General features: G+C 59.1%; 11 protein-coding genes. 6 read left to right on the plus strand and 5 right to left on the minus strand.

Annotation, left to right across the window (positions count from 1 at the left end; all coding sequences use genetic code 11):
* Window positions 1–84: 84 nt before the first annotated feature.
* Window positions 85–1,887: an acyl-CoA dehydrogenase gene (locus tag ACS4NR_RS24150; RefSeq protein WP_456018513.1), complete on the minus strand. Its 1,803-nt coding sequence runs from the start codon at window positions 1,885–1,887 to the stop codon at window positions 85–87.
* 260 nt (window positions 1,888–2,147) lie between these two features.
* Complete coding sequence (putA, locus tag ACS4NR_RS24155; RefSeq protein WP_456018514.1) at window positions 2,148–6,101, minus strand: trifunctional transcriptional regulator/proline dehydrogenase/L-glutamate gamma-semialdehyde dehydrogenase; 3,954 nt, start codon at window positions 6,099–6,101, stop codon at window positions 2,148–2,150.
* Between the two features lie 457 nt (window positions 6,102–6,558).
* Between putA and putP the strand changes: the two genes are divergently transcribed.
* The 4 genes from putP to ACS4NR_RS24175 all read left to right on the plus strand — a co-directional run bounded on the left by putP (window position 6,559) and on the right by ACS4NR_RS24175 (window position 11,755).
* Complete coding sequence (putP, locus tag ACS4NR_RS24160) at window positions 6,559–8,043, plus strand: sodium/proline symporter PutP (RefSeq protein ID WP_456018515.1); 1,485 nt, start codon at window positions 6,559–6,561, stop codon at window positions 8,041–8,043.
* A 353-nt stretch (window positions 8,044–8,396) separates the two neighbouring features.
* On the plus strand, window positions 8,397–10,412 hold the full coding sequence (locus tag ACS4NR_RS24165; RefSeq protein ID WP_456018516.1) for a type VI secretion system Vgr family protein: 2,016 nt from the start codon (window positions 8,397–8,399) through the stop codon (window positions 10,410–10,412).
* On the plus strand, window positions 10,402–11,106 hold the full coding sequence (locus ACS4NR_RS24170; protein ID WP_456018517.1) for a DUF4123 domain-containing protein: 705 nt from the start codon (window positions 10,402–10,404) through the stop codon (window positions 11,104–11,106). Before ACS4NR_RS24165 ends, ACS4NR_RS24170 begins: the two co-directional genes overlap by 11 nt.
* Before the next feature lie 331 nt (window positions 11,107–11,437).
* Entirely contained in the window at window positions 11,438–11,755 is a 318-nt protein-coding gene (locus tag ACS4NR_RS24175) for a hypothetical protein (RefSeq protein WP_456018518.1), read from the plus strand.
* Between the two features lie 68 nt (window positions 11,756–11,823).
* Here ACS4NR_RS24175 and ACS4NR_RS24180 read toward each other — a convergent pair whose 3' ends face one another.
* The 3 genes from ACS4NR_RS24180 to ACS4NR_RS24190 are packed head-to-tail and all read right to left on the minus strand — an operon-like array spanning window position 11,824 to window position 13,393.
* A complete protein-coding gene (locus ACS4NR_RS24180; protein ID WP_456018519.1) occupies window positions 11,824–12,240 on the minus strand; it encodes a hypothetical protein in 417 nt (138 codons plus the stop codon).
* Window positions 12,237–12,809, minus strand: a complete 573-nt coding sequence (locus ACS4NR_RS24185) for a type VI secretion system amidase effector protein Tae4 (RefSeq protein WP_007967325.1) — start codon at window positions 12,807–12,809, stop codon at window positions 12,237–12,239. Before ACS4NR_RS24185 ends, ACS4NR_RS24180 begins: the two co-directional genes overlap by 4 nt.
* Window positions 12,809–13,393: a PAAR domain-containing protein gene (locus ACS4NR_RS24190; protein ID WP_007967327.1), complete on the minus strand. Its 585-nt coding sequence runs from the start codon at window positions 13,391–13,393 to the stop codon at window positions 12,809–12,811. The genes ACS4NR_RS24185 and ACS4NR_RS24190 overlap by 1 nt, the downstream gene beginning before the upstream one ends.
* A gap of 83 nt (window positions 13,394–13,476) precedes the next feature.
* Here ACS4NR_RS24190 and ACS4NR_RS24195 point away from each other — a divergent pair, with 83 nt between their 5' ends.
* The gene (locus ACS4NR_RS24195; protein ID WP_152546145.1) at window positions 13,477–13,677 is read left to right on the plus strand and encodes a hypothetical protein; all 201 of its coding nucleotides are present in this window, start codon (window positions 13,477–13,479) and stop codon (window positions 13,675–13,677) included.
* A gap of 313 nt (window positions 13,678–13,990) precedes the next feature.
* Entirely contained in the window at window positions 13,991–14,830 is an 840-nt protein-coding gene (locus ACS4NR_RS24200; protein ID WP_456018520.1) for a 23S rRNA (adenine(2030)-N(6))-methyltransferase RlmJ, read from the plus strand.
* Window positions 14,831–14,877: the final 47 nt, after the last annotated feature.

Here is a 14,877-nt window from a genome sequence, read left to right on the forward strand (position 1 = left end):
GTACCAAAACTCATGTACACCAGATAAACCTGTGGGAGCGGGCTTGCCCGCGAAGACGGCACCAGCAGCGACTAAAAAACCGGATCAGAACCACGCATCCCGCATCGCCAGGCACGTATCATCCCGCGCCTCCAGCAACGCCAGCTCATGGTGACAGCCTGGCACTTCCCACGTCAGGAAGTACCGCGCCGCCTGCAACTTGCCCTTATAGAAGTCAGCATCCGCCGTATTGCCCTTGGCCAGCCCCTCCTCGGCGCGGATCGCCTGTTCCAGCCAGCGCCAGCCAATCACCGTGTGCCCGAACACCTTCAGGTACAGCGCCGAATTCGCCAGGCTGCTGTTGACCTTGCCCTGCGCCAGATCGGTGAGCAGGCCGATGGTCACCGCTTGCAGGCGCGCCACCAGTTTCTCCAATGGCTCACGCAGTGCGGTCAACGATTCATACGCAGTCGCGCGCTCGGCGGTGTCGGCGATCAGACGGATCAGTTGCTTCAACCCGGCGCCGCCGTTCTGCGCCAGTTTGCGCCCGAGCAAGTCCAGCGACTGAATGCCGTGGGTGCCTTCGTGGATCGGGTTCAAACGGTTGTCGCGGTAATACTGCTCCACCGGATACTCACGGGTGTAACCGTGGCCGCCGAGGATCTGGATCGCCAGTTCGTTGGCCTTAAGGCAGAACTCCGACGGCCAGGATTTGACGATCGGCGTCAGCAAATCCAGCAACTCATGGGCCTGTTTGCGCTCGGCTTCGGTTTCCAGTGTGGTGGTGTCATCGAACAGCCGTGCGGCGTACAGGCCGAGGTCAAAGGCCCCTTCGACGTAGGACTTTTGCGTCAGCAGCATGCGTCTGACATCGGCGTGCTGAATGATCGTCACTGGCGCCGTGGTCGGATCCTTGCTGTCCGGCACTCGGCCTTGCGGGCGTTCGCGGGCGTATTCCAGCGAATACAGGTAGCCGGCGTAACCGAGCATCACTGCGCCCATACCGACGCCGATCCGCGCCTCGTTCATCATCTGGAACATGTAGCTCAAGCCATGGTGCGGCTTGCCCACCAAATAGCCGACACACTCGCCGTTATCGCCGAAGTTCAGTGCCGTGGAGGTGGTGCCGCGCCAGCCCATCTTGTGGAACAGCCCGGCCAGCAGCACATCGTTGCGCTGGCCGAGGCTGCCGTCATCATTGACCAGAAACTTCGGCACGATGAACAGCGAAATGCCTTTCACCCCCGGCGGTGCGTCCGGCAGTTTGGCCAGCACCATGTGCACGATGTTTTCCGACAGCGGGTGATCGCCGCCGGAAATGAAGATCTTGTTGCCCTTGAGGCGATAAGTGCCGTCGGACGCCGGCTCGGCGCGGGTGCGAATATCCGACAGCGAGGAGCCGGCGTGGGGTTCGGTGAGGGCCATGGTGCCGAAGAAACGGCCGTCGATCATTGGTTGCAGAAAGCGCTGTTTTTGCTCGTCGGTGCCAAAGCTTTCGATCAGGTTGGCCGCGCCCATGGTCAGGAACGGGTACGAGGTGGTCGCCGCGTTCGCCGCTTGAAAGTGCGCAAAGCACGCTTGCGACAGCAGCGTCGGCAGTTGCATGCCGCCCGCTTCGAAGCTCCGCGCGGCATTGAGGAAACCCGCCTCGAGGAACGCATCCACCGCCGGTTTCACTTCGGGAATCAAAATCGCCTGAGCGTTCTCGTAGCGCGGCTCGTTCTCGTCGCCCTTGCGGTTGTGCGGTGCGAAGAATTTCTCGGCGATGCTGCGCGCAGTGCCGATGGCGGCGTCGAAAGTCTCACGATTGTGCTCGGCAAAGCGCTCACGCCGGGTCAGGTCTTCGGCATCGAGGACTTCGTACAGCTCGAAAGCCAGATTGCGGGAACTGAGCAGCGTCTCGGACATGGCGGCCTACCTGAAATTGGGGTTGGGCCGAGTCTAGGCTTGCTGATAAGGGCTGAATACGATGATTGATGGCGGTGATGTCAGGGCCGAGCACCGACTTAACAAACACCCCAAAACAACTGTGGGAGCGGGCTTGCTCGCGAATGCGGTGGATCAGTCACTGGAGATGTCGACTGACACAACGCCTTCGCGAGCAAGCCCGCTCCCACATTGGGATTTGATTGTCAGGCAACCATTGCGGTTGCCTGACTTACCGGGTGTCAACCGATAGTCATCAAACTCGCATTACCACCCGCCGCAGCGGTGTTGACGCTCAACGCCCGCTCGATCACCAGACGCTCCAGCGCAATGTTGGTCTCGCCCTGGGACAGGCCCTGAACGCCAACGATCGCACCGGCGCGTTTGGCAATCTGCTGGCAGACACCACGCAACTGGTCGGAATGGCCGTGATGCAGCACGGCATCAAACACCACTTCATCCTTGTGCCAGTCGGCAACCCGTTTGATCCGCGCCTGAACTTCCTTCGGCAGGCGTGCGAACAATGCCTTGCTGATGTCGGACTCCGGCCATACCGCCGAACCGCCGACCGCCAGGACCGCCGCCAGTTGGGCCAACAGATCGCCTTCGACGTCCGCCAGGCACAGCACGTGTTCACGCGGCAGGATCGCGTAGCTGTTTTTCTCGCCGGTCGGGCCGGCCAGCACGCGGGTGATGCCGCTTTGCGATTGCGCGGCGTACTGCACGCACAGGGTGCTCAGTTCGGCGTACTGGTTGCTCTCGGCCCAAGCCTTGAAAGCGTTAAGCGGTTTGCTCATGGCATCACGCAGACGCACGTCCGGGGCGACGACCGCATCACCGCGAGCGAAGGACTGCTCGATCGCGTCAGTAGGACGGGTCGACAGCAAACGGTACAGGTACAGCGGGCCACCGGCTTTCGGGCCAGTCCCCGACAGGCCTTCGCCACCGAATGGCTGCACGCCGACCACGGCACCGACGATGTTGCGGTTGACGTAGACGTTACCGGCGTTGACGTTGTCGATCACCTTGGCGATGGTCTCGTCGATACGGGTGTGCACGCCGAGGGTCAGGCCATAACCGGAGGCATTGATCTGGCCGATCAACTGGTCGATGTCCTTGCGCTTGTAGCGCACCACGTGCAGCACCGGGCCGAAGATCTCGCGTTGCAGTTCGTCGAAGCTTTCCAGCTCGATCAGGGTCGGCATGACGAAGGTGCCGCGTTTGACTTCTTCGCTGTCGGCGATAGCCACCTGATAGACGCTGCGACCTTTATCGCGCATGGCCTGGATGTGCTTGTCGATACCGGCCTTGGCTTCGGCGTCGATCACCGGGCCGATGTCCACGGACAGGCGCTCAGGGTTGCCGAGGCGGCTTTCAGCCATCGCGCCTTTGAGCATTTCGATGACACGGTCGGCGGAATCTTCCTGCAGGCACAGTACGCGCAGAGCCGAGCAACGCTGGCCGGCGCTGTCGAAGGCCGAGGACACCACGTCGATCACCACTTGTTCGGTCAGTGCCGAGGAGTCGACGATCATCGCGTTCTGGCCACCGGTTTCGGCGATCAGCGGAATCGGACGGCCCTGGCTGTCGAGACGGCCAGCGATGTTGCGCTGCAGCAGACGCGCAACTTCGGTAGAACCGGTGAACATCACGCCTTTGACGCGCTCATCACCGACCAGACCGGCACCGACGGTTTCACCGCGACCCGGCAGCAGTTGCAGCACACCTTCCGGAATCCCGGCTTCGAGCAGCAAACGTACAGCTTGCGCGGCGACCAGCGGAGTCTGTTCAGCCGGTTTGGCCAGCACCGGGTTACCGGCGGCCAGTGCGGCAGCGACCTGACCGCTGAAGATTGCCAGCGGGAAGTTCCATGGGCTGATGCACACCACCGGGCCCAACGGGCGGTGGGCGTCATTGCTGAAATCGTTGCGCGCCTGCACGGCGTAGTAGCGCAGGAAGTCGACCGCTTCACGCACTTCGGCGATGGCGTTGGCGAAGGTCTTGCCGGCTTCACGGGCCAGCAGGCCCATCAATGGCTGGATCTCGCCTTCCATCAGGTCGGCGGCGCGTTCCAGAATCGCCGCACGTTCGGCTGGCGGAGTGGCCTGCCAGATTGGCGCAGCATTCAGCGCGCACTGGATCGCGTTGTCGACGTCTTCGACGGTAGCTTCCTGCACGTGGCCGACCACATCGCGGTGATCCGCCGGGTTCAGCACCGGTGCTGGCGCTTCGTTGCTGGAAGCGCAACCGAGCATCGGCGCGGCTTTCCAGTGGTTGTGCGCGGTGGCGAGCAGCGCGCAGGACAACGAGGCCAGACGATGTTCGTTGGCCATGTCGATGCCGGCGGAGTTGGCGCGCTCGGCACCGTATAGATCACGCGGCAGCGGAATGCGTGGGTGCGGCAGGCCGAAACCACCTTCCACGGTTGCCATCTGCTCGATCTGCGCCACCGGATCGGCCACCAGCTCCTGAATCGAAATCGACTGGTCGGCGATGCGGTTGACGAACGAGGTGTTTGCGCCGTTTTCCAGCAGACGACGCACGAGGTACGCCAGCAGGGTTTCGTGGGTGCCGACCGGTGCGTACACGCGGCACGGACGGTTCAGCTTGCCTTCGGAAACTTTGCCGACAACCTGCTCGTAGAGCGGTTCGCCCATACCGTGCAGGCACTGGAATTCGTACTGGCCCGGGTAATAGTTCTGACCGGCAATGTGGTAAATCGCCGACAGGGTGTGGGCGTTGTGCGTGGCGAACTGCGGGTAGATGACTTCCGGCACCGACAGCAGTTTGCGCGCGCAGGCAATGTAGGAAACGTCGGTGTACACCTTGCGGGTGTACACCGGATAGCCTTCCAGGCCTTCGACTTGGGCGCGCTTGATTTCGCTGTCCCAGTACGCGCCTTTCACCAGGCGGATCATCAGGCGATGGCGGCTGCGGCGAGCGAGATCGATCACGTAGTCGATCACGTATGGGCAACGCTTCTGATAAGCCTGAATCACGAAACCGATGCCGTTCCAGCCGGTCAGTTGCGGTTCGAAGCACAGGCGCTCGAGCAGATCCAGCGACAGCTCCAGACGGTCGGCTTCTTCGGCGTCGATGTTCAGGCCGATGTCGTATTGCTTGGCCAACAGGGTCAGCGACAGTAGGCGCGGGTAAAGCTCGTCCATCACGCGCTCGTACTGCGCACGGCTGTATCGCGGGTGCAGGGCCGAGAGCTTGATGGAAATGCCCGGGCCTTCATAAATCCCACGGCCGTGGGAGGCTTTGCCGATCGAGTGGATGGCTTGTTCGTACGACGCCAGGTACTTCTGCGCGTCGTGTTCGGTGAGTGCCGCTTCACCGAGCATGTCGTAGGAGTAGCGGAAGCCCTTGGCTTCGAACTTGCTCGCGTTGGCCAGTGCTTCGGCGATGGTTTCGCCGGTAACGAACTGCTCGCCCATCAGGCGCATGGCCATGTCGACGCCCTTGCGGATCATCGGCTCGCCGCTCTTGCCGATGATGCGGCTCAGCGACGAAGTCAGGCCGGCTTCGTTGTGCGTGGAAACAAGCTTGCCGGTCAGCAGCAGACCCCAGGTCGCGGCGTTGACGAACAGCGACGGGCTGTTGCCCAGGTGCGGCTGCCAGTTGCCGGTGCTGATCTTGTCGCGGATCAGTGCATCGCGAGTGCCTTTGTCCGGGATGCGCAGCAGCGCTTCGGCCAGGCACATCAGCGCCACGCCTTCCTGGGACGACAGGGAAAATTCCTGCAGCAGGCCCTGAACAATGCCTGCACGACCGCCGGCACTTTTCTGGTTACGCAGTTTTTCCGCGATCGTCGCGGCGAGTTTGTTGGTGGCGTCGGCCATCGGTGCCGGCAGGCGCGCCTGCTCGATCAGCATCGGCACCACTTCCGGCTCAGGGCGACGGTAAGCAGCGGTGATCGATGCGCGCAGTACCGATTGCGGCAGGATGCTTTCAGCGAATTCGAGGAAGCACTGGTGGGCGTGATCGGTATGGGCTTCACCGGCATCGTCGGTGTCTTTGGCGGTCAAACCGTTCAGCTCGGTCAGGGTTGCACCACCCTCGAGTTTTTCCAGGTAATTGAAAATTGCCTGCTTGATCAGCCAGTGCGGTGTGCGATCAATCGAGGTCGCGGCAGCCTTCAGGCGCTCGCGGGTCGGGTCATCGAGTTTGACCCCAAGGGTGGTGGTAGCCATATTTTTATCCTCATGGTTGCCACAGTTGCGTGGCATCAGCTGGCGGCAAGATTAGCCGTGCGCCGAAAGAGGTGCAACCGGGTGCAACCCTTTTTTTGTCGGAAAAATAAACGCTTCGTCAGGAATTATTTTCTGGTACTGAAGTGCCGCTCCTGCTTGGTGCTTTTACTTCTAGCGGAGCGAGTTGACTGCGCTAAAAGGGAGCAAAAACGGCCTGTTTATCGGTATATCCGACTAGGTGCAACTTAATCACCAGAAACTGGTTGCACCTTTTTTGGTTTGTTGCATAGCATTCGCGCCCAAGGTGCAACCGGGAATACCCGGTGCATCGGCTGGTGGCTTTCCTGGGGAAACATCAGTCCTAAATGCGCGGGATCCCGATTCGTCTGCCAAACGTCGTCGTTTGTGTGCGATAGATCACCGCTGCTACATAAAAACAAAGCCAGGGCGTAACTTAATGAGCGTAAGCAATCCAACACTGATCACGTTCGTGATCTACATCGCAGCAATGGTGCTGATCGGCTTCATGGCCTATCGCTCCACCAACAACCTTTCTGACTACATTCTTGGCGGCCGCAGCCTTGGCAGCGTCGTCACGGCTCTGTCTGCCGGTGCTTCCGACATGAGCGGCTGGTTGTTGATGGGCCTGCCGGGTGCCATCTACATGTCCGGTCTGTCCGAAAGCTGGATCGCCATCGGCCTGATCGTCGGTGCCTACCTGAACTGGCTGTTCGTCGCCGGCCGTCTGCGTGTGCAGACCGAGCACAACGGCGATGCCTTGACCCTGCCGGACTACTTCTCCAGCCGTTTCGAAGACAAAAGCGGCCTGCTGCGTATCATCTCAGCGGTGGTGATTCTGGTGTTCTTCACCATTTACTGCGCTTCCGGCATCGTGGCTGGCGCCCGTCTGTTCGAAAGCACTTTCGGCATGTCCTACGAGACGGCGCTGTGGGCCGGTGCTGCGGCGACGATTGCCTACACCTTCGTCGGCGGTTTCCTCGCGGTGAGCTGGACCGACACCGTACAAGCCACGCTGATGATCTTCGCGCTGATCCTCACGCCGATCATCGTGCTGCTGGCCACCGGCGGCGTCGATACCACGTTCCTCGCCATCGAAGCCCAGGACCCAAGCAACTTCGACATGCTCAAGGGCACCACTTTCATCGGCATCATCTCGCTGATGGGCTGGGGTCTGGGTTACTTCGGTCAACCGCACATCCTCGCGCGTTTCATGGCCGCTGACTCGGTGAAGTCGATTGCCAACGCCCGTCGCATCTCCATGACCTGGATGATTCTGTGCCTGGGCGGCACCGTCGCTGTGGGCTTCTTCGGTATCGCCTACTTCTCGGCGCACCCGGAAGTCGCCGGTCCCGTGACCGAGAACCACGAGCGGGTGTTCATCGAGCTGGCGAAAATCCTCTTCAACCCATGGATTGCTGGCGTGCTGTTGTCGGCCATTCTGGCTGCTGTGATGAGCACCCTGAGCTGCCAGTTGCTGGTGTGCTCGAGCGCCCTGACCGAGGACTTCTACAAAACCTTCCTGCGCAAATCCGCTTCCCAAGTGGAACTGGTGTGGGTCGGCCGCGCGATGGTGTTGCTGGTGGCGCTGATCGCTATCGCCATGGCCGCCAATCCGGAAAACCGCGTACTGGGCCTGGTGTCCTACGCCTGGGCCGGTTTCGGTGCCGCGTTCGGCCCAGTTGTGCTGATCTCGGTGATCTGGAAAGACATGACCCGCAACGGCGCACTGGCCGGCATCCTGGTTGGCGCGATCACCGTCGTGGTCTGGAAGCATTTCGAACTGCTGGGTCTGTACGAAATCATCCCGGGCTTCATCTTCGCCAGCCTGGCCATCTACATCGTCAGCAAAATGGGCGAGCCAACCAAAGGCATGGTGCAGCGCTTCGAAGCGGCGGAAAAAGATTTCCACCTGAACAAGTGATGCATTGAGCTTCGGCTCACAAGAGAGCGGCCCGTTTCCTACTGGAGGCGGGCCGTTTTTTTATGCCTGCAATACCCCTGAGTCAGCATAGATCCCCTGTGGGAGCGGGCTTGCTCGCGAATGCGGTGGGTCAAATGAAATCAATGTCGACTGACACGGCCCTTTCGCGAGCAAGCCCGCTCCCACAGTTTTTCGGTGGTGAGTTTGAGAGGGTTGTCTGTAGTCGCATGCGCCGATTTTCGAAGGCTTTTTCGGCAGTGAAAGTAGGGCAAATCTGATTTTCCCGTCACCCACCCAACACCCCTTGCCCCTCATGCAGAATCGCCCGCCCTCAATCTGCAGAGAGACATCGGATGTTCGCGCCTGCCAATCAACCGCGTTTCACGTTGACCCTCGAAGGCGCCCAATTTGATCTCAAAGTCCTTGAGTTCACGGGCAAGGAAGCCATCAGCCAACCCTTTCGTTTCGAGCTGGAACTGGTCGGTGAGCGACCGGATCTGGACCTCGAAAGCCTGCTGCACCGTCAGGCGTTTCTGAGATTCGATGCGGAAGGTTCCGGTGTTCATGGTCAGATTTATCAGGTCGGGCAGGGTGATTCCGGGAAGCGTTTGACGCGTTATCACTTAAGCCTGGTACCGCGTCTGACTTACCTTGGGCATCGCATCAATCAGCGGATTTTTCAGCATCAGACGGTTCCGCAGATCGTCGCGCAGGTGCTCAAGGATCATTCGATTCTGCGTGATGCTTTCGAATTTCGCCTAGGCAGCGAGTACCCGGAGCGCGAGTACTGCGTGCAATACGCCGAAAGTGACCTCGCGTTTATCCAGCGCCTGTGCGCCGAAGTCGGCATTCATTACCACTTTCAGCACAGTCCGGAAGGTCACCTATTGGTGTTCGGTGATGATCAGACGGTGTTCCCTAAACTGGCTCAACCGGCGCTTTATCTGCCCGGCAGCGGCATGGCCGGTGGCGCGCCGGCGATCAATCGATTCAATGTTCGCGTGGAAACCCGTACCAGCGTAGTGACCCGGCGCGATTACAACTTCATCAAGCCGCGCCTGCAGCTGCAAAGTCGGGTCGACGGTGAGCAGCGCCCGGTGCTTGAGGATTATCACTTCCCCGGCCAATTCAATGATCGTGAAACCGGCAGGCACCTCGCCCAAAGAGCGCTTGAGCGACATGTCGCCGATTACCGTCAGGCCGAGGGCGTCAGCGACGTATCCGCACTGGTTTGCGGACATTTCCTGCAACTGATCGACCATCCGCGTAGCGACTGGAACGACCTGTGGCTGCTGACCTCGGTCGAACACCACGGCCGACAGCCGCAAGTGCTGGAGGAGTCGGTGACCAGCGATGGGGAAGCATTCCAGGGTTACCGTAATACCTTTCTAGCCACGCCATGGGAGGTGTTCTTTCGCCCGGCGTTGGGACCGGAAAAACCGCGCATGCTTGGCTATCAACCTGCCGTGGTGACCGGCCCGGCCGACGCGGAAATTCACTGCGACGAGTACGGTCGGGTCAAGGTGCAACTGGCCTGGGATCGCGATGGTGAGTTGAACGAGCATTCCAGCTGCTGGCTGCGTGTCGCCACGGGCTGGGCCCATGACCATTACGGCAGCGTGCTGATTCCACGGGTCGGCATGGAAGTGCTGGTCGGTTTCATCGACGCCGATGCCGACAAACCGCTGGTCATGGGTTGTCTGCCAAACGCCGCCACTCCGGTGCCGCTGGATTTGCCAGCGGACAAGACCCGCAGCATCCTCCGCAGCCAGAGCAGTCCCGGTGGCGGCGGTTACAACGAATTGCGCATCGAGGACAAAAAGGGCGCCGAAGAAATCTACCTGCGCGCTCAGCGCAACTGGACCCAGCATGTCCTGCACGACCAGCAGCTGCAGGTCGATAACCAGCGCAGCATTGTGGTCACGGGTACCGCCAAACATGAGTTGAAGGCCGACGAACAACGCATCACCCACGGCCAGCGCCAGACTGAAGTAAAACAGGACGATCATCTGACGGTGGTCGGCGATCGGCATATTCGGGTGAGCAATCAAGCCACCAGCGCAAGCGCGCAAATCCACGTCAGTGCCGGGCAACAAGTGGTGATCGATGGCGGCGCGAGCGCGACGATTCAGGCCGGTGGGCAGTGGATCAATATTGGCCCCGGCGGGATTTTCAGCAGCGTGCCGATTGTGGTGGGCGGGGCGCCAATGGTGGCGATGAGCGCGGCGCCGAGTGTGCCGGGACTGCCGGCGAAACTTGCAGCGGCACCGGCGGCCATGCTCACCGCCGCACAAATCATGAGTTTCAAAGGCGATGCGCCGTTCTGCGAAGAATGTGAGCGTTGCAAGGATGGTGTTTGTGCAGCCTGATTGCCTCATGCCGGCAGAGTGGCTGGCGCGTGAACCGCTGAACCCTTCGGAACAACTGTTCGCGATCTTCAGTAACGCCAGCGACGCCAGGCCTCCATTGGTCGCACCTAAGCCGATCTGGGCGGAGACGATCTACGCCGAGTGGGACGCGGTGATGCCCTTCGTGGGAATTGTCGCTACTGACAGTGAGTTTCTCGATTGGGTGGCCTCTACCGAGTCTTGCGACTGGGGTTGGCTGGCGGTGTCTTCGGCGAGTCTGGAAGTGCTGGTCGAGCACTTTCGCAGCCTGACTCAGGTGCTGATGCCGGACGGCAAAGCGGTGTTTTTCCGCTTCTGGGATGGGCGGTTTGTATTGCCGATCCTGCAGTCCGACGAAGTGCAATCGGCGCAGTTGATGCCAGTGATTTCGCGCGGTTTGATCAACGGACAGGCCGTGGAGATCGGGGGCAGGGCGCAGGTTTCGGGGCGGGTTTTTCCTTGGTGGAAGGTGCCTGAGTCGGTACTGGCTTCAGCAGGGGATGGAGTCCGGATCGGCAATGCGCTGCAATGGCTGAGCGAGGAGCATCCGGCACTCTACGAGACGTTCCCGCAGACTGTGTTGCGCTGCAAGGTTCAGCAGTTTTTTCAGGTTTCAGCGTTGGAAGAATCGTCACCATCGGTGCTGTTGGCGTATTTGCAGGACGAAGCAGAATGAAATTTCCGGGCGAAGGCTTCGGAAATTTCCCGCGAGTTGCGGCGGATTTCATGAACTGGTGGGCGGTGGGTTGCGGGGATAGTCTTTTCGTTGTCACTGCGAGAGTGGTGGCAGGGTGTAGGAACCCGAACTTCAAATGTGCATCAGTGCCGTCGATTGGTTGCGACACTTAACCAGTGTCCACAACGCCTTTTATGGCGGCTGTGTGCGGGACACGTTTCGACGTGGCTGATTTGAAGTTCCTCAGTTCCTACTCCCGCGCATGGCTGCCACCCAAACCCGTAGGAAGGTCGATGTCAGTCTCTATTTAGAACTTCGAGAATGCTCAAATATGACGATGCTTAAACCCGATCCACCCTACGAAAAAATCATCCCCCATCCCGATAATCGCTTCATGGCCCTGACCGGCAATTGCAGCGACATGCCCACCCTGTTCATCGATACCCAAGTTCCCCTCGACATCCTCATGGACGCCGCCAACCACCGCATCCGCGCCGTTATTCAAGTGCTGGAAAACATGTGCATGCGCGGCTCGGTCGAATGCGACTCGATCATCCTCAGCGACTTCGCCATGCTCTGCGCCATTCCGCTGCGTGACGGCTGCGATGTGCTGGATGTCATCGGCAAACGCTTGAGCGCGATGCCTTAACGTCACAATTATGAATAGATCCTTCCAGCCTCTATCGACGGAAGGATCACTAGCCTGCTGAGAAGAATTTAGTTCTGCAGATACTGATCTTGTGACTTGATAAAGGCGTCGAATGCAGGGGAGTTGTAAATTTCAAGGCAAGAATAGAACACGATATTTTTTCCAGACTGCTTGCTGGTTGAAGAAGTCTTGGCGTAAGCATCCGCCACGTACTTCTCTGTTTCCACATAGGGATCATGGATGACTTCAAGTGTGTCTTCGTTCTGCAAAATCGCGTGTTGTCCCTTGCCCATTACGGAGTAAGCGCCAATAGCGAGGCCGAGATCCGATTTGATATCTGATTCACTCTTGAATTGATTTGATATGCAGTTGGCGAGGCCGTAATTCTTCAATGAAACTCTTGCGGTGGTTAGATTTGCTTCATTTGAGAAGGCATTTACAGATGCGCCAAGAATACCTACCGCAATGAATAGCTGGAATTTCATCCCTTTAGCTCCCAGAAATTGATTTTTTCGAGTTTTACGTCTGGCCGATCATAAGTGTGGCTATTCGGGCGATGGTAGTCGCTGTTGTCTCCGGTGGAGCTACCGTTCCACAAGGTCGCATGACCGGTCGCGTCGGTCCACCCGGTGATTTCCATAATAATCACGCCTTTCTTGCCATTGATGAAGTCAGCCTCACTGAGTTTCAATTCATGATCCGGAGCCCCCCAATTGTGTTTCAGGAAGGCAAGGAAATCTGCGACCTTCATGATGTACGGGAGTTGGTCTGCGCCGGCAAGGCGATAGATGGATTTGCTGGGAATGATCGTTCCTTTCGGGATTTTGTAGCCGCCATAGTTAAATCCTCTACTTATTCTAAGGGCGCAAGCGTTCGCGTAAGCATCAGGCTTTTCTGCTCTGGCCGCTTCGACATTACCTCCAACCAGTGCATAAACATCAATCGAGTTTTTGAGGCCGACCTCTGCGTAGGCAGTCCATAGGGTGCTGAACTTTGGTCTTTTGACAACTATGTTTGAGGTTACGCCACCGGCACTGATATTGAGCTGAGCCACTAGACTTCTCCTTCCATGTCGAAGAATTCACCTTGAAAAGCGTTTGGAATGATCGCTATGCCTTTTGCCCCCACCGTCCCGGTCAGTTTTTTTTCTGTCGTACCGCTGATCGTTACAGCCACGGTCTCTCCCGGTAAATAGCCGGAAGTTTTCACATGAATATTCAAGTCGCAATAGAAGCGCGATATCGAATCGACGGGTGTCTGGTTTTCTCCATACGAGAACGTTATGCGCTGGATGCTCTTCGGTTCAGGGATCAAAGGGACGATGGGAGAAAAGCTCGCAGCGCTATGTTCCCCGCCACCAAAGACAGAGGATTGAGCAAAGAGAACAGTGTTGGATTTTGGCGGGCAGCCACACGCGACATAGTCGCCCTCAAGTGCAACCAGGCCAGCCGGTAAAGTGATTGTTCGTGGGCCGACAGCTACGATGGGACCTTTGCCTGGAGGGCATACAGGACAACTTGCCATGTGGCCGATGGATGAAGTGCTCACCGCGTAATCAATGTTGATTCCAACGTTTCCTTCCAGAACCACACCACCAGTTGATGTAGGCGCGCCGATTCCGACCACTTTTCTTCCCATGTAAATTTCCCTCTTTACAGGTTTTCAGTGGAGCGGATATTCGCACTCCCTTCGCTCGTGAGACGACGGTTAGCCTGAGGAAGATGTTTCTTTATGTTGCTCATAGAGTTGCGGGAGACCGCCCAAAACTACCGCAGGTGCTGGAAAACATGTGCATGCGCGGCTCGGTCGAATGCGACTCGATCATCCTCAGCGACTTCGCCATGCTCTGCGCCATTCCGCTGCGTGACGGCTGCGATGTGCTGGATGTCATCGGCAAACGCCTCGGCAACCCATCCCTGTAAGCCTGAGACAGTTTTTGTGGCGAGGGAGCTTGCTCCCGCTTGGCTGCGCAGCAGCCGTAACCAGATTGTCGCGGTGTCAGACGGAATCGGGATTTAGGTCTTGTAACGCTTCGCAACCCGGCGGGAGCAAGCTCCCTCGCCACAAAGGCAAGAGCAGAAGATCGCAGCCTTCGGCAGCTCCTACAGGGGGTACGCCAATTCTGTGTAGGAGCTGCCGCAGGCTGCGATCTTTGCTGTTGGGGGCCGCTCGGCCGCCAACCCCTGACTTGCCGCCCGGTAAAAGGTAAACTTTGCGCCCTTCGCAGGAGCAGCCATGAATTATCGTCACGCCTTCCATGCCGGCAATCACGCCGATGTGTTCAAACACCTGACCTTGACCCGCCTCATCGCCCTGATGTCGCGCAAGGAGCAGCCGTTTGCCTATCTCGACACGCACGCCGGTATCGGTCTGTATGACTTGCAGGGCGATCAGGCCAACCGTACCGGCGAGTATCTGGAAGGCATTGCGCGCTTGTGGGATCAGCCGGATCTGCCGGCGCTGACCGCCGACTACATGATGGTGCTGCACGAGATGAACCCGGATGGCCAGTTGCGCTACTACCCGGGTTCGCCGGAGCTGGCGCGGCGTCTGACCCGACCGCAGGACCGGGTGATGCTCAACGAGAAACACCCGGAAGACGGCGTGCAGCTCAAAGAGAACATGGCCGGCGACCGTCGGGTCAAGGTGCATCTGGGCGAGGGCTGGCATGTGGCGCGGGCGATGCTGCCGGTGCAGGAGAAGCGTGCGGTGATGCTGATCGATCCGCCGTTCGAGCAGCTCGACGAGATGCAAAAGTGTGCGGCGTCGCTGAAAGAGGCGATTGGCCGGATGCGTCAAACCGTGGCGGCGATCTGGTACCCGGTGAAGGATCAGCGTGCGTTGCGGCGGTTTTATCAGGATCTGGCCGGTACCGGCGCGCCGAAGTTGCTGCGCGTGGAGTTGCTGGTGCATCCGCTGGATACGCCGAACAGCCTGAACGGGTCCGGGATGGCGATTGCCAATCCGCCGTGGGGGCTGGAGGAAGAATTGCGTGAGCTGCTGCCGTGGTTGGCCAAAAAGCTTGGGCAGACCCAGGGTGGGTGGCAGATGGATTGGTTGATCGCCGAGAGCTGATCAATTGGTTTAACGGTGTCTGATCGGACGCCTTCGCGGGCAAGCCC

It is taken from the genome of Pseudomonas sp. JQ36, assembly GCF_053851495.1.